Source organism: Pseudonocardia asaccharolytica DSM 44247 = NBRC 16224, from assembly GCF_000423625.1.
In the GTDB taxonomy this organism is placed as follows: Bacteria; Actinomycetota; Actinomycetes; order Mycobacteriales; family Pseudonocardiaceae; genus Pseudonocardia; species Pseudonocardia asaccharolytica.
Genome location: NZ_AUII01000051.1, coordinates 1 through 14203, shown reverse-complemented (window position 1 = coordinate 14203; position 14203 = coordinate 1). Strand labels below are relative to the sequence as shown.

Here is a 14203-nt window from a genome sequence, read left to right as displayed (position 1 = left end):
CGAGCGGTCGGCCTCGGTCAGCCGCCGCGGCCGCCCGGGGATCGCCCGGTCGCCCAGCCCGTCCAGGCCCTCGGCGTTGAACCGGTGCAGCCGGTCCCGCACCGTCTGCGGGTGACAGCCGAGCGCGGCGGCGATCGCGGTGGTGTGCAGTCCCCGCCAGCTGAGCACGATCATCTTCGCCCTGCGGATCCAGTCCCCCGGGGCATGCCGGGCCCCGGCCAGCTTGCGGATCGTGCGTTCCTCGTCCGGACCAGCCGGCGGACGCGCGGACAAGAACTTCGGCATGGCTCCGTCCTCCCGGATCCACCATGCCCCCCTCGTCAACCTGTACTCCCTTTGAGGAACGCAGCACTAGCGCGGTCTAGACGACGATCCGCATCGTCCGGCCGCGCTCGTCGGTCTCCGCCCCGAGGACCTCCGCGTCGCCCCGCGCCCAGCGCGCCGCCGACCAGGCGCAGGCCAGCGCGTCCAGCAGGTCGTCGAGGCGGGCGCCGGTCGGCAGGTCGGCCAGCGCGACCGCGGGGTCGACCCACCGCGCCAGCGCGGCGATGCGCTGCCCGGCCCCGCGGGCGGTCCGCTTCGGCGCGAACCCGATCTCCGGGGCGAGGGTGCGCAGGGACAGCTCCGGATGGACCTCGACCAGGCCCGGTGGCAGCCGCTCGACCCGATCCCACTCCTGGATCTTGGCGCCGATGTGGAAGGTCTGCAGGCTGATCGCGCGGCCGGTGAGCTCGCGGGCGACGGCGCAGGCGTCGGCGAAGGAGGCCGCGGCGAGCACCGGCCGGGGTGGCGCCGGGAACACCGAGGACCGGGCGCGTCCCAGCCGCGCGGCGGCGTGCTCGTCGCAGGCGCGGCGGGCGCTTCCGGACGGCAGCCCGATGGGGATGTCGACGCCGACCGCTGCGCAGCGCGACGTCGCGGCCACCACCGCGACCGCGTCCGGAAGCACCGCCCAGGTCACCGTGCCGCCCCCTGCCGCGCCGCGGGTGGGCGGGCCCACCCGGACCACGACCCAGCCATCGGGCACCCCGTCGACCCCCGCCACCTCCCGCATGGTGCAGGATCATCGCCCGTGCGCGTCTACCTCGGCAGTGACCACGCTGGTTTCGAGCTCAAGGCCCGCCTGATCGGGCACCTGGACGGCCTCGGCTTCGAGACGATCGACGTCGGGGCCCACGACTACGATCCGGACGACGACTACCCGCCGTTCTGCATCGAGACCGCCCGCCGGGTGGTCGCGGACGCCGCCGGTCTCGGCATCGTCATCGGCGGCTCGGGCAACGGTGAGCAGATCGCGGCGAACAAGGTCCGGGGCTGCCGCGCTGCGCTGGCGTGGAGCATCGAGACCGCCCGGCTCGCCCGCGAGCACAACAACGCGAAGGTGATCGGCGTCGGGGCCCGGATGCACACCTTCGAGGAGGCCGCCGCGATCGTCGAGGCCTTCCTGGCCACCCGCTTCTCCGCGGAGCCCCGCCACCAGCGCCGGATCGACCTGCTGGCCGACTACGAGCGGACGGGGGAGTACCCGGCGGTGCCGGATCCGTCCTGACGCCGTGCCGGAGGGCCACACGCTGCACCGGCTCGCGCGGCTGCACCGCAGGCGGTTCGGTCGGGCACCGGTGGGGGTCAGTAGCCCGCAGGGCCGGTTCGCCGAATCCGCCGCGCTGCTCGACGGGGCGGTGCTCACCCGGGTGGAGGCCCACGGAAAGCACCTGTTCCACAGGTACGGCCCGGACCGGGTGGTGCATATCCACCTCGGCCTCTACGGCACGTTCGACGACGTTCCGCTTCCGGCGGCCGCGCCGCGCGGGCAGGTGCGGATGCGGCTGGTCGGCGCCACGCACTACGCGGACCTGCGTGGCCCGACGGCCTGTGAGCTGATCACCGACGCCGAGGTGGCCGCCCTGCGGGCGCGGCTGGGCCCCGACCCGCTGCGCCGCGACGCCGACCCCGATCGGGCGTGGGCGCGGATCGCCCGGTCCCGGGCGCCACTCGCCACGCTGCTGATGGACCAGGCCGTGGTGGCCGGGGTCGGGAACGTCTACCGTGCCGAGCTGTTGTTCCGGCACGGGATCGACCCGCTGCTGCCCGGGCGGGCGCTGCCGCGCGAGATCTGGGACGCGATGTGGAGCGATCTCGTCGCCCTCATGCGGGACGGGGCGCGCCGCGGCCGGATCGACACCGTGGCGCCGGAACATGATCCGCGACGACGCGGCGAGCCGGGGCGCCGGGACCGGCACGGTGGGGAGGTCTACGTCTACCGCCGGGCCGGGATGGCGTGCCTGGTCTGCGGAACGGCGGTCGCGCACGCCGCGCATGCGGCCCGCAACCTGTTCTGGTGTCCCACCTGCCAGCCGGAGCAGCAATGCCACTGACCGGCCCGGGATCGTTCCCACCGGGCCGGTCGGTGCGGCAGGGCCGGACATGCCGGCCGTGGATCAGCGCGCCGGCCGGTTACCGCCGGCTCGATCAGAAGTCGAAGCCGCCACCGAAGTCGAAGCCGCCCCCGTCGCCGCCCATATCGCCGCCCATATCGCCCCCCATGTCGTCGGCCGCCATGCCGTCGGCGAACCCGTCGGCGTAGGCCACCCCGGACATCCCGGAGAACAGAGAGCTGAACAGCAGCATCGAGCCGATGCCCCAGGCGCCGGCCACCAGCGCCGGCTTCCACCACGGCTCGGAATACCAGCCGGCCGGCACCGGCCGCCCGGCGACGTTGCCGCCCGGGTAGTAGTGCCGGTTGCGGTCGGACGGGTGCGGCGAGGCGCTGTAGGCGTGTCCCTCGACCTCGACGTCGCGGTCCTCGCTCACCGCGCCCGCGCGCTGCTGGCCGGGCAACGGCGGCAGCTCGGGGCCGGGGTCGAGACCCATCGCGGTGCGCGCGGCCCGGACGTAGTAGAGGCCCTCGTACGCGGTCTCGGTGACCTGTCGGGCCTGCGCGGTGGACCTGGCCTGGTCCAGCTGCGAGCCGGCGGCGTTGTACCGCTCGGCCGCGTCGGCGAGAGCCTGCTTGGCGGCCTCGTCGGTGCCGACCAGGTTGAGCACCTGACCGCCGAGCCGCTCGACCCACCGTCGGGCCTCCGCCTTCGCGTCCTCGAGCTCGCGTGCCTGTGCCGCCGCGCGTTGGCGTATCAGCCACACGATGCCGGCGACGATGGCCACCAGCACAAGCACGGTCACGATCGTGCTCATCGGGTCCTTCCTCCCCATGCCGGGCCCATGGCCCGTTCCCATCCGGTCAACGGACAAGTCGGGCCGATCGTTCCCGCCGGGCGGTCGGGGATGCCCGGGAAGCCTGAGTGGTCCACGCCGGCGGGCACGCCGACGTGGACCAGGACCGGCGGAGGAGAGGGGTGTGCCGGCCCTGGGTGGGTGGCGACTTCCCGCCCACCCGAAGAATCACTCGCGCCCCGCGCCACGGCGTTACCTGCGGTGATGCCTCCGCAGGAAGACACCGCGTGAGGGCACCGCGCGGCGCCGGCGCCCGGCGCGCCTCGATCTGTGAATGACAGGGATGTCGTTACGATGCGGACCGTGGATGCGACGAGCGCCAGCGGTTGGTGGAGTTGCGGGAGCTGCGGCATCGATGCCGAACTGCCCAGCGCCGAGACCGCCGGCTGTCACGTGCCCTGTCCCGAGTGCTCGGCTCCGATGGACGAGCTGTGGTCGTGGGAGCCGGCGGTCCCCGCGACGAGCTGGGTCCGGACCGCCGCCTGAGGCGGCGGCCCGGGCCGGTCAGGAGGCGAAGTCGGCGCCGCGCTCAGACGTGCGCGGGGCAGCGCAGCCGGCCGTCGACCAGCTCGACGACCTGGTCCACCGCCGCGAGATGCGAGCGGTCATGGGTGACCAGGACGGTAGCGGTGGCCTTCTGGTGAGTCAGCGTGGTGAGCAGATCGACGACGGCGGCGCCGCGCTCGTGGTCGAGGGCGCTGGTCGGCTCGTCGACGAGGAGCAGGGCGGGGTCGTTCATCAACGCACGGGCGATGTTGACCCGCTGGCGTTGCCCGCCGGAGAGCTGGTGCGGCCGCCGGCGCTGGTGGTGTTCGAGCCCGACGGCCGCGAGCAGCTCGCGTGCCCGGTCGCGGGCGCTGCCCGGTGAGCGGCCCGATAGATGCGCCACCACCTGTAGCTGTTCGGCGGCGGTCAGCGAGGCGAGCAGGTTGGGCTGCTGGAACACCATGCCGATCCGGGTGCGTCGCAGCGCGGTCAGTTCCGACCGGCGCAGCCCGGTGGTGGCGATGCCGTCGATCATGACCTGTCCGCGGTCGGGGGTGATCAGGGTGGCGGCGACCGCGAGCAGGCTCGACTTCCCGGAACCGGACGGACCGATCACGGCGGTGACGGTGCCTGCGGGCACCTGCAGGTCGACCTGGTCGAGGGCGGTCAGCCGCTGCTCGCCGTCGGGGTAGGTGAGGGTGACGCCGGTCAGACGCAGGCTCATCGGGTGACTCCTAGATTCAGCGGCGGACGGGGCTCAGCGGGCGGACGGGGCTCAGCGGGCGGACAGGGCGGTCAGCGGGTCGACGGCGGTGATCCGGCGGACGGCCAGCGCCGCGCCGAGCAGCCCGAGGACGACCAGGATGGCGGCCGGGATCGCGATGGTGCCGATGTCGAGCACGAACGGCACCGTTTCCGCGGCCAGTGCACCGAGCGCGGCGGCGAGGCCGGTGCCGATGGCGGTGCCGCCGACCAGCAGGACCAGGGCCTGCCCGAGCGCGTCGCGAAGCAGGTGGCCGGTGCCGGCGCCGAGCGCCTTGAGCACGGCGATATCGCCGCTGCGCTGGATGGTCCAGACGGTGAAGAACGCCCCGATCACGAGCGCGGAGATGGCGAACAGGAGGCCCCGCATGAGCTGTAGCGAGCCGTTCTCCGCGGTGTAGGAGCCGATCGCGGAGAGCGCGTCGGTGCGGGTGAGGGTGAGGGTGCCCAGGGCCGCGTCGGCGGCGGCGAGGTCGGTTCCGGCATCGGTGGTCAGCGCGAGCACCGTGGCCGAGTCGGTGCGGGCGAGCTGCTGCCAGGTGGCGAGGTTCGTCCAGATCACCGGCATATGGCTGTAGGAGGCGTCGACGTCGACGGCCTCGACCCGCAGCCGCTGGCCCGCCAGCGTCACGGCGTCGCCGGTCCCGACGCCCAGCGCGTCCGCCGCACCGGTCGACAGCAGGGCGGTTCCTGATCCGACGGCACTGGGCAGCGGTGCCAGCGGGGAGTCCGGCCGGACGCCGAACGCGGTGACGGCGGCCGTCGCCTCACCCGACTCGGCATAGCCGGTGGTGATGCCGAGCGGTTCGGCCGCCCGGACCCCGGGCACCTCGGCCCATCGCTGCCACAGGTCCCGGTCGATCGACGAGCTCGTGAACGAGGGCTGCTGTCCGTCGGGGGGCGCGGCGAACACCAGGTGGTCGGCGGGCAGATCGGTCACGGCCGAGGTGGTGTCCCTGGCCAGGCCCGCGGTCAGTCCGGACAGCAGCCCGACCAGCATGGTGATCAGGACGACGACGCTCGCCATCAGCGCGAACCGGCCGCGGGCGAATCGGAGATCTCTCCAGGCGACGAACATGTGAGTTGCTCCCGGTGATCAGCGCAGCGCGGCCGGGCGCGCGGCGTCATCGGCGTTGTCGGAGGCCGGCGCGAACAACCGGGTGCGCAGGCAGCCGAACAGCAGCGCGAGGCCGACGGTGAGCAGGATGTGCCCGAGGCCGGACACCCCGGCAAGCGCGGCGCCGGAGGGCAGCCCCAGCACGGTGCGGGTGCCGATGACGGCAAGCGCGCCCGCCGTCAGGACCAGACCCGCGTGGTAGGTGCGCAGGAACCAGGGGAACAGCGCGCTGCGCGAGAGGCCGAAGAGCCGCTCCAACCCGATCAGGATCAGGAAGAACGTCATGCCGAGGACGAGCAGGTGGGTGTGTACGACGCCCAGCTCGGTGGGCCCGGTGAACTCGACCGCCTTGGTGAGCTCGCGGTAGTAGAGCCCGCCCACGAGCCCGAGGACCAGGTAGACGACGGCGGACCAGTACAGCTTCTTCACGGATGCCCTTCCGGATTCGATGCGGTATGCGGTCTCGACTCTCGTCGTCCCGGCGGCTGGTGCCATCGCCCCCGGGTTGGGAGGTCGCGGATCGAAGCGGCGAGCCGGATGTCAACCTTTCGATGGATCCGGCACGGGGCAGGGGCGTCGGCGAGCCCGCTAACCTGGTCACCGCCGTGAACCCCCGCACCCTCGATCAGCCCCTGCGCGTGCTGCGCGTCTGCCTGCATCTGCTGGTGGCGGGCCTGCTCGCGCTCGCCGCCGGGCGCGCGGTGACAGCCGGACTGCCGCACCGGGGCGCGATCGTCGCCACCACGGTCGTGCTGGCCGCCGTCTACGCCGCCGGGCCCGCGACGCCCCGCGTCGCCCGCTCGGTGACCGCGGCGGGCGCGTGGTTGGCCGCGTTGGCCGCGGTCTGGCTGGTGCTGCTGGGGCTGACTCCTGACGGGGTGTGGCTCGCGTTCCCGCTGTTCTTCCTGCAGCTGCATCTGCTGCCGCTGCGCTGGGGACTGCCGGCGGTCGCCGCGACCACGCTGGCCGCGATCGGCGCGTTCGCCTGGCATCAGGGGGTGCTGACACCGGCGATCGTGATCGGTCCGGCCCTGGGTGCCGCCGTGGCGGTCGGCACGGCGCTGGGCTATCAGGCGCTGTATCGGGAGAGCGAGCACCGGCGCGGCCTGATCGAGCAGCTGACCGCCGCGCGCAGTGAGCTGGCGGCCGCCGAGCACGCGGCCGGGGTGCTGGCGGAGCGGGAACGGCTGGCTCGCGAGATTCACGACACGCTCGCCCAGGGCCTGTCCAGCATCCAGCTGCTGTTGCGCGCCGCAGAACGCGCGCTGCCCGCGCGGCCGGACACCGCGGCCGGGCACGTCCGGCAGGCCCGGATGGCCGCGGCGGACAACCTCGCCGAGGCCCGGCGGTTCGTGCACGCCCTGACCCCGCCGGGTCTGGCCGACGGCTCGCTGCCCTCGGCCCTGGATCGGCTGTGCACGACCACGGCGCAGCGGTCCGGGCTGCCGGTGCACTTCCACCTCAGCGGTACCCCGGCCGCACTGTCCACCGCCCAGGAGGTGGCCGTGCTGCGCATCGCCCAGTCCGCGCTGGCCAACACCGTGCAGCATGCGCGCGCCGGTCGTGTCGAGGTGACACTGAGCTATATGGACGATCGTGTTGCGTTGGACGTCGTCGACGACGGGGTCGGCTTCGATCCCGACGCGGTGCACGCGTCCGGCGCCGGGGGACGGTTCGGGCTCGCGGCCATGCGGGCGCGGGCCCGCAGCCTCCAGGGCACACTCAGCGTGGAGTCGGCCCCCGGGCAGGGCACGGCGCTGGCGGCCAGCTTCGCGATCCCGCCGGCTGAGGAGACGGCGAGCCCATGAGCGACGTGATCCGGCTGCTGCTGGCCGATGATCACCCGGTGGTCCGGGCCGGGCTGCGCGCGCTGCTCGACGGCGAACCCGGATTCGAGGTCGTGGCGGAGGCTGCCACGGCCGAGCAGGCCGTCGCGCTGGCCGAGACGGAGGCGGTGGACGTCGTCCTGATGGACCTGCAGTTCGGCTCCGGCATGCATGGTTCCGCGGCGACCGCGGCCATCGCCGCGCGTCCCGGTGCACCGCGGGTGCTCGTGCTGACCACCTACGGCACCGACGCCGAGATCCTGGCCGCGATCGAGGCGGGCGCCACCGGCTATCTGCTCAAGGATGCGCCGCCCGAGGAGCTCGCCGCTGCCGTACGCAATGCGGCGGCCGGCCGGTCGGCGCTGGCGCCCGCGGTCGCGCACCGGCTGATGGACCGGATGCGCGCCCCCGCCACCGCCTTGAGCCTGCGCGAGACCGAGGTGTTGCGGCTCGTCGCCGACGGGCTGTCCAACCAGCAGATCAGCAAGCGGCTGTTCCTCAGCCAGGCGACCGTCAAGTCACATCTGGTCCATATCTACGGCAAGCTCGGCGTCGACTCCCGCACGGCGGCGGTCGCCACCGCTGTGGAGCGGGGAATCATCCGTCGCTGAGAGCGACCGGCACACGGACAGGACCGTTCGGTGGATGTGATGACAGTCACATGCGCGTAGCGTGGCTGCCCCTTTTCGAGGAAGTGGGGGATCGCGATGACCAACGTCGACAGTCACCTTCGGTCGGTGGACCTGTTCAACCGGCGGGACTGGGACGCGTTCGCCGCAGACCTCGCGCAGGACTGCGAGCTCGTCGACCAGGCCAGAGGTGTCACCGCGAAGGGCCCCGAACAGTGGATCGACGCGGAGAAGGCCTGGGTGGGCGGGTTCTCCGACGGAATGGTCACCAATGCACGAGTCGTCGACGGTGGGGCGACGACCGTGCTGTTGTTCACCGGGTCGGGCATCAACGACGGGCCGCTCGGGCAGCTTCCGGCGACCGGCCGGCAGCTGAATCTGCCGTTCTGCGAGGTCCGGCAGTACAACGCCGACGGCAAGGTCACTCGCGGCGAGTGGTACTACGACCAGGTCAGCATGCTGGTTCAGCTCGGCCACATGCCCGCGCCCGAGGGGTGAGCCGCAACCTGACTCAGGCTTCGGGGCACGCCGTCTCCTGGTAGACCCACCTCAGGTATGCCGGGTGGCCGTCCGAGATCGGGAGCGCGATGACGCAGGGAACGTCGTCGGCGTGGTCGCGGTCGGCTCGGGCGACGATCTGGGGGACGAGGGATGCGCGGGTATGCAGTCCGACGCGCGCCTGCGTCTCGTCGTAGACCTTGCCCTCCCATCGGTAGATCGCCCTGAGGGGCGTGATGGTGTGCCCGCACGCGACGAGGCGGTCGTCGACGAGTGAGCGGGTGAAGCCGGCGAGCCAGTCGGCGCTTTCGGCTGTGATGACGACCTCGACGCAGGCCAGCTCCTCGGCGTTCGGCTCGGTCATGCGGTGCTCGCTCCTCTCCTTGTCCTCAGTTTGCCCATGAGTACAGACGATCTTCTTCTCGGGACCTTGTTGTCCCATATGCGCATCTCGCGGCGCCAGAGGCGCCCGTCACTTCGGCGGTGTCAGGCGATCAGGTGGGGGGGTGGTTTTCGGCGAGGGTTCTGGTCCGGGTCGATCCACCGGGGTGGGAGGAATTCGGGCAGCCCGTCGGGGAGGCGCACCGTCCAGCCGGAGTGGTGGACCAGCCGATGATGCCGCTTGCACAGCATCACCAGGTTGTCCAGGGTGGTGGGGCCGCCGTCCTGCCAGGGTCGGATGTGGTGGCAGTCGCACCAGGAGACGCGCCGGTCGCAGCCGGGGAAGGCGCAGCCGCCGTCGCGGGCGGCGACGGCGCGGCGCAGCCCGTCGGGAATGGTGCGGGTGCGCCGCCCGACGTCGAGGGGCTGCCCGGCCCCGTTCAGCACGATCGGGATCACCCCGGCGTCGCCGGCCAGCCTCCGCAGCTCGGCGGGGGTGAGCGGGCCGCCGAAGTCGAGCACCGCGGAGCGGGCACGGGCCTCCAGGTCCTCCGGGCGCACGTGCACGTTGAGGTGGGGGCGTTGCCCGCCACGGCGGCAGGTCGTCTTGGTCGAGGGCGTGCGCGCACAGCTCGGCCAGGGCCTCGGCCTGCCGCTGCGGCACCCCGCGCGGGTCGCGTTCCCCGCCCTCCGCGGTGGGGGCGGACAGCGCGTCGAGCGCGGTGGTGATCGCGTCGAACAGCGCGGCGTCGTCGAACCGGCCGCGCAGCCGCCCGCCGGGCCGGTCGGGGTGCGGGTTCGCGTAGAGCACGTTCTCCCGGTGCGGCTCGTCCTCGTCGGGTGCCGGGCCGTCCGCGTCGAGCAGCTCGATCAGCCGGCGGGCATAGGTCGTCAGCTCGGCCGGCCGGTACCGGGTGGCCTTGTCGGCCAGCTCCGCCTCCGCCCCGGCCCACACCTCGGGGGCCAGCCGTCCCGCGGCCGGGCCGTCGAGGGCCTTGGCCAGCACCTCGACGTGGCGCAGGCTCACCCGCCCGGCGGCGAACACCGCCGCGGTCGCCGGTAGCCGCGGCGGCAGCATGGCGCCGTCGAGCCCGATCCGCGCGCACACCTGCTCGGCCGCCACTACTCGCCGCCGCGCCTCGGCCCGGTCCCAGCCCAGCAGGTCGGCCAGCCCGTGGGCGGGGTTGACGTAGCCGCGGGCGGCGAACACCCCGCGCCGGGCCACCGCGGCCACGGTGGCCACGACCAGCCGGTCCAGCCGCCGGGCCGCACCCTCGCAGATCGTCAGCACCGACAGCAGCTCCGCGTCGGCGGCGCCCGGCCCGGCCGCGGCGGCCAGCCCGTCCAGCGCCTCGGCCAGCAGGCGGTGGGCGGTGGGGAGCGGTCCGGCGGTCACACGATCATTATACTCGAACTGATGTTCGAGTACCGGTCGTTCGCCGCAGGTCAACGACCGCCCGGCGCGGACCGAAGACCGCTCAACGGCGGAGAGCACGACGAACCGTGCTTCATGAAATGGGCGGGCCTCAGCAGTCCGGTTGTGGCGTTGGCCGCCGAGGCCGGTGGGGGTGCGCCCTGGCTCAGGCGGCCGGTCGCAGGTAGTGCTCGGCGGTATCGGCGACCCCCTCGCGGTAGGTCGGTAGCCGCGGCGTCCAGTCCAGCTCCCGCTTGGCCTTGGCCGTGCTGACGCGAAGGTCCCCGGTCATCATCGCCTTGACGTAGGGCATGGCGTTGAGCAGCCACGACGGCACGACGCGTGGGCGCGGCGCCCCGAGCGCGGCGGCCAGGGCCACCATCAGGTCGGAGAAGCCGACGGGCTCGTCGTCCGCGATGTCGTAGGCGGCGCCGGCCACACCGCGGTCCAGAGCCGCGACCGTCGCGCTCGCGGCGTCGTCGATGTGCACCCACGGCAGCACTCCGCCGTTGCGGATCACCGGCAGGCGCCTGCGGCGCAGGGCGTCGACGAGCACATCGCCGGCTGGTCCCGGCCCGTAGAACAGGCCGTAGCGCAGCGCGATCCCCTCCACATGCGGCGCACCGAACACCTGCCGCTCGTTGGACCGCATCGCGGCGAGATGATCCTCGAAGCGTCCGCGTCCGGCCGGGGCGAACGGGTCGGCCTCGGTGAGCACCCGGCCGTCGAAGTCGCCGTACCCGTAGCCGAACACCATCGACTGGGTCACGAACCGGGTGGCGCCAATCCGTTCCGCGGCGGCCAGCAGGTTCGCGGTGCCGTCGATGCGCAACCGGTTGGTCCCGGCCATGTCCTTGTGGCGCATCGGCGGCCTCTTCAACGCCGTCAGCTGCGAGATCACCGCCTCGCACCGGTGGCCCCGCAGGGCGTCGAGCAGCGCGTCCCGGGCCAGCACGTCGACGCGGACGGGAGTGGCGCCCGCGGCGAGCAGCGCGTCGCGGCCGCGCGCGGAGCGATGGATCGCGACCACCTCGTGGTCGGCTGCCTGCAGCTGGTGTACCAGCGGAAGGCCGATGGCGCCGGAAGCGCCGGCCAGGAGAACCTTCATCGTGTCCCCTCTGTCGGTTCGTGGATCTGCCGGGCGGCCTCGGCGGGAACCGGCCCGGCCGATGGGGGTCCGGCGAGCAACGCGACGACCAACGACGCCGCAGCGGCGACGAAGCGGTCCTCGTCGACCCCGGTCGGGTGCCGGTCGAACAGGTCGGCCAGCAGCCAGTAGTGCGCGGTCGCGCCCTGGAGCACGACCGCGATTGCGGCCCAGTCGACGGTCTCGCCACCGTCCCCGGCCAGCTCGGTGAGCATCGCCGTGATCGCCCGGTGGAAGCGCCCGATCTCACCGTCGCCGAACCGCGCGAGCAGATCCGGAAAGGCGTCCAGCCCTCGGAACAGGAGCCGGCTCAGGTCACGGTCCTCGTCCATCCGGCGAAGGCCGGCCCGCGCCGCGGCCGTCAGCTGTGCGGCCAACGCCGCCGGATCCCGCGAGCCGAGCTGTGCGACCGGGGTGCGGCCCCCGCTCAGCAGCCGCTCCATTCCTTCGGCGAGCAGTTCCTTCTTGGAGCGAAAGTGCTTGTACATGCTTCCCGAGCCCGGAGAAAGGCCGGCCGCCGCCTCGATCTGCGCCACCGAGGTGGAGGCATAACCCTGCTCCCCGAACAGCCGCATGCCCTCGGCGAGCAACCGGTCCCGCGTCGATGCCATGCCGCACGCTAGCAAGTAACTACTTGCTAGCGTAGATGTAGTTCGTCCTTGGCGACGCCTCGAGGACGGGAAGGAGGTGCCGACCGGGATGGGCCGGGCGCCGGGAAGTCCGGCGAACCGGTCGTGCTCGGAGGGCGTCTCTCCGCATACCGGATGCCGCCTCTGACCTGGTCGGGGTGGCGGGATTTGAACCCACGGCCCCTCGCTCCCAAAGCGAGTGCGCTACCAAACTGCGCCACACCCCGTCGCAGGGAGTGTATGCGTGGCCTGATCGACAGGCATGCGGAGGGCGGTTTCGCCGAGTGACCTTCGGCGCCGCGAAACTCGCTCGTCCCGCGCAGTGTTGCGGCGCAGACTGATCGACATGGGCGACGAGAGGTTGTTCTGGCGGTCGGACGTGGACGTCGGCGGTTGGATCGCGCCCCGTCTCGGGCCGTTCGACGGGCGCGTCTGCACCGTGGTGCCCCGCGGGTTCGAGGCGTACGTGCGGATCCTGCACCCCGTGTCCAACGACCAGGATCCGGACGGGCCGGACTACTACACCTGGGCGCAGGTGTGCGCCTTCACCGGACGGCGACCGCACGCCCTGATGCAGTGGCGCGCGATCTCGGGCGGGTGGGCCGACGGGCGTGAGCCGATTCCGATCGACCACCCGTGGCCGGGTGAGAACCCCGAGATCGGCTTCCTCACGGCCGAATCGCTTGCCGCGCTGTGCGCGGTGCTTGCCAGGTTCACCCGCCCGGACGCCGAATGCTTCTTCGCGCTGTGGGAGGGCTACGGCTGGATTCACGGCAGCCCGGCGGTGGTGGCCTTGGGACCCGGCGGCTGGTCGGCAACGGTTCCGCCCGCCTTTCCGCGGGAGATCATGGACGGGCCGCGCCTGCGCCATCCCCACCGCGACTACATCCTGTTCTCCGGGCCGCTCTCGGCCGCCGGGAGCCTCCACGTGCCCGGGCCCTGGGAGCAGACGCCGAACATCATCTGGCCTGAGGACCAATCGTGGTGCGTCGCCTCGGAGATCGACTTCGACTCGACCGTTGCCGCCGGCTCACGCGAACTGGTCGACGCGCTGCTCGCCGCGCCGGGGCTCGAGGTGTGGGAGGTGGGCCCGGACGACTCGCTGGCGTTCGACGGCGACAGGGTCAACACCTGAACCCGCCCCGGAGCGCGTCCGCTAGGCTTGAGATCGTCCCTGGGTGCGCTCGGGGGCACGCGGGCGTAGCTCAATGGTAGAGCCCCAGTCTTCCAAACTGGCTACGCGGGTTCGATTCCCGTCGCCCGCTCCATAGCTTGACCAGCAGAAATGCTGATCACAAGATCGCTCGGCAAGCCGTCGTGACACGAGATGTGACACGAACGGCGCTAGACTCGCGGCATGGCGGGTCGTCCGGGCGTGGGGAACGCGCGCTCACGCGGGAGCATCGACGAGCTGCCGAGTGGCGCGCTGCGGGTGCGGGTCTACGCAGGTGTGGACCCGGTGACAAAGAAGCGGCACGACCTCATCGAGGTCATTCCGCCCGGCCCGAGGGCGTGGGTCGAGGCCGAGGCGACCCGCGCACGACTACTTCAGCAGATCGCTGAGCGCCGAAATCCCCGCACCAGCGCCACCGTTGACGAGCTGCTGACCCGCTACCTCGACCAATTCGCGGGGTCGCCGAACACGCTCGACCTGTACCGCACGCACGTGCGCAACCACATCAGCCCCTGCCTCGGGGACCTCCGGGTTGGGAAGCTCGACGCGGAGACTCTGGACTCGTTCTACGCCGAGCTGCGCCGGTGTCGCGCCCGCTGCACCGGCCGGGTGTCCGTCGAGCACCGTGCCAGCGGGCCGCACGAGTGCACGGAGAAGTGCCGACGGCATGTCTGTCGCCCGCTCGCCGCGACGACTATCCGGCACATCCACTTCATTCTGTCCGGCGCCTACAAGCGCGCCGTCCGGTGGGGATGGGTCAGCGAGAGCCCGACCGCAAAGGCCGAGCCGCCGCCGGCGCCCAAGCCGAACCCTCAGAGGGCATCTTAGAACTTGACCTTGGGCTCGGTCTGATCACAGCTGCGGGTCGCTCGGCGCGCCTGAGCCGATCATGAGTGAACTCCTGGTGGG

General features: G+C 72.6%; 18 protein-coding genes, 2 tRNA genes and 1 pseudogene. 9 read left to right on the top strand and 12 right to left on the bottom strand.

The window, feature by feature from the left end; translation table 11 throughout:
* A partial coding sequence (locus tag G567_RS0124570) for a helix-turn-helix domain-containing protein (RefSeq protein WP_028932007.1) occupies positions 1–285 on the bottom strand: 285 nt, incomplete at its 3' end.
* A gap of 76 nt (positions 286–361) precedes the next feature.
* Complete coding sequence (locus G567_RS31300) at positions 362–1054, bottom strand: DUF429 domain-containing protein (RefSeq protein WP_028932006.1); 693 nt, start codon at positions 1052–1054, stop codon at positions 362–364.
* An 18-nt stretch (positions 1055–1072) separates the two neighbouring features.
* Between G567_RS31300 and G567_RS0124560 the strand changes: the two genes are divergently transcribed.
* Both G567_RS0124560 and G567_RS0124555 read left to right on the top strand, forming a co-directional pair.
* Positions 1073–1549 (top strand): ribose-5-phosphate isomerase, encoded by a 477-nt coding sequence (locus tag G567_RS0124560; protein ID WP_028932005.1) that lies wholly within the window; start codon positions 1073–1075, stop codon positions 1547–1549.
* Between the two features lie 4 nt (positions 1550–1553).
* On the top strand, positions 1554–2375 hold the full coding sequence (locus tag G567_RS0124555) for an Fpg/Nei family DNA glycosylase (RefSeq protein WP_028932004.1): 822 nt from the start codon (positions 1554–1556) through the stop codon (positions 2373–2375).
* Positions 2376–2469: 94 nt separating this feature from the next.
* Here the strand turns inward: G567_RS0124555 and G567_RS0124550 are convergent, their stop codons facing one another.
* Positions 2470–3192 (bottom strand): hypothetical protein, encoded by a 723-nt coding sequence (locus tag G567_RS0124550; protein ID WP_028932003.1) that lies wholly within the window; start codon positions 3190–3192, stop codon positions 2470–2472.
* Positions 3193–3534: 342 nt separating this feature from the next.
* Here G567_RS0124550 and G567_RS0124545 point away from each other — a divergent pair, with 342 nt between their 5' ends.
* Complete coding sequence (locus G567_RS0124545; RefSeq protein WP_147201320.1) at positions 3535–3717, top strand: hypothetical protein; 183 nt, start codon at positions 3535–3537, stop codon at positions 3715–3717.
* A 43-nt stretch (positions 3718–3760) separates the two neighbouring features.
* Here the strand turns inward: G567_RS0124545 and G567_RS0124540 are convergent, their stop codons facing one another.
* The 3 genes from G567_RS0124540 to G567_RS0124530 are packed head-to-tail and all read right to left on the bottom strand — an operon-like array spanning position 3761 to position 6025.
* Positions 3761–4441, bottom strand: a complete 681-nt coding sequence (locus G567_RS0124540; protein WP_028932001.1) for an ABC transporter ATP-binding protein — start codon at positions 4439–4441, stop codon at positions 3761–3763.
* A gap of 51 nt (positions 4442–4492) precedes the next feature.
* On the bottom strand, positions 4493–5557 hold the full coding sequence (locus tag G567_RS0124535; protein ID WP_028932000.1) for an ABC transporter permease: 1065 nt from the start codon (positions 5555–5557) through the stop codon (positions 4493–4495).
* A gap of 18 nt (positions 5558–5575) precedes the next feature.
* A complete protein-coding gene (locus tag G567_RS0124530; protein ID WP_028931999.1) occupies positions 5576–6025 on the bottom strand; it encodes a DUF2871 domain-containing protein in 450 nt (149 codons plus the stop codon).
* A gap of 176 nt (positions 6026–6201) precedes the next feature.
* Between G567_RS0124530 and G567_RS0124525 the strand changes: the two genes are divergently transcribed.
* The 3 genes from G567_RS0124525 (at position 6202) to G567_RS31295 (ending at position 8549) form a co-directional block, all read left to right on the top strand.
* Positions 6202–7404 (top strand): sensor histidine kinase, encoded by a 1203-nt coding sequence (locus G567_RS0124525; protein ID WP_028931998.1) that lies wholly within the window; start codon positions 6202–6204, stop codon positions 7402–7404.
* A complete protein-coding gene (locus tag G567_RS0124520) occupies positions 7401–8033 on the top strand; it encodes a response regulator (RefSeq protein WP_028931997.1) in 633 nt (210 codons plus the stop codon). The genes G567_RS0124525 and G567_RS0124520 overlap by 4 nt, the downstream gene beginning before the upstream one ends.
* 96 nt (positions 8034–8129) lie before the next feature.
* A complete protein-coding gene (locus G567_RS31295; protein ID WP_037058081.1) occupies positions 8130–8549 on the top strand; it encodes an ester cyclase in 420 nt (139 codons plus the stop codon).
* A gap of 13 nt (positions 8550–8562) precedes the next feature.
* On the opposite strand, the gene cutA is transcribed toward G567_RS31295, so the two are convergent.
* The 6 genes and pseudogenes from cutA to G567_RS0124485 all read right to left on the bottom strand — a co-directional run bounded on the left by cutA (position 8563) and on the right by G567_RS0124485 (position 12347).
* Positions 8563–8913 carry a divalent-cation tolerance protein CutA gene (gene cutA, locus G567_RS0124510; RefSeq protein WP_028931996.1) on the bottom strand — a complete coding sequence of 117 codons (351 nt, stop codon included), beginning with the start codon at positions 8911–8913 and terminating at the stop codon, positions 8563–8565.
* 122 nt (positions 8914–9035) lie between these two features.
* On the bottom strand, positions 9036–9230 hold the full coding sequence (locus tag G567_RS37320) for an HNH endonuclease signature motif containing protein (protein ID WP_373865927.1): 195 nt from the start codon (positions 9228–9230) through the stop codon (positions 9036–9038).
* A gap of 117 nt (positions 9231–9347) precedes the next feature.
* Positions 9348–10164, bottom strand: a pseudogene (locus G567_RS37315) (DUF222 domain-containing protein); the annotation flags it as partial.
* A 346-nt stretch (positions 10165–10510) separates the two neighbouring features.
* Entirely contained in the window at positions 10511–11452 is a 942-nt protein-coding gene (locus G567_RS0124495; RefSeq protein ID WP_028931993.1) for an NAD-dependent epimerase/dehydratase family protein, read from the bottom strand.
* The gene (locus tag G567_RS31285) at positions 11449–12102 is read right to left on the bottom strand and encodes a TetR/AcrR family transcriptional regulator (RefSeq protein ID WP_051233531.1); all 654 of its coding nucleotides are present in this window, start codon (positions 12100–12102) and stop codon (positions 11449–11451) included. The genes G567_RS0124495 and G567_RS31285 overlap by 4 nt, the downstream gene beginning before the upstream one ends.
* A 168-nt stretch (positions 12103–12270) precedes the next feature.
* A tRNA-Pro gene (locus tag G567_RS0124485) sits at positions 12271–12347 on the bottom strand.
* A gap of 119 nt (positions 12348–12466) precedes the next feature.
* Here G567_RS0124485 and G567_RS0124480 point away from each other — a divergent pair.
* The 3 genes from G567_RS0124480 to G567_RS31280 all read left to right on the top strand — a co-directional run bounded on the left by G567_RS0124480 (position 12467) and on the right by G567_RS31280 (position 14122).
* Complete coding sequence (locus G567_RS0124480; protein WP_051233530.1) at positions 12467–13255, top strand: hypothetical protein; 789 nt, start codon at positions 12467–12469, stop codon at positions 13253–13255.
* Between the two features lie 59 nt (positions 13256–13314).
* Positions 13315–13388, top strand: a tRNA-Gly gene (locus tag G567_RS0124475).
* Between the two features lie 89 nt (positions 13389–13477).
* Positions 13478–14122 carry a hypothetical protein gene (locus tag G567_RS31280; protein ID WP_051233529.1) on the top strand — a complete coding sequence of 215 codons (645 nt, stop codon included), beginning with the start codon at positions 13478–13480 and terminating at the stop codon, positions 14120–14122.
* Positions 14123–14203 lie beyond the last annotated feature (81 nt).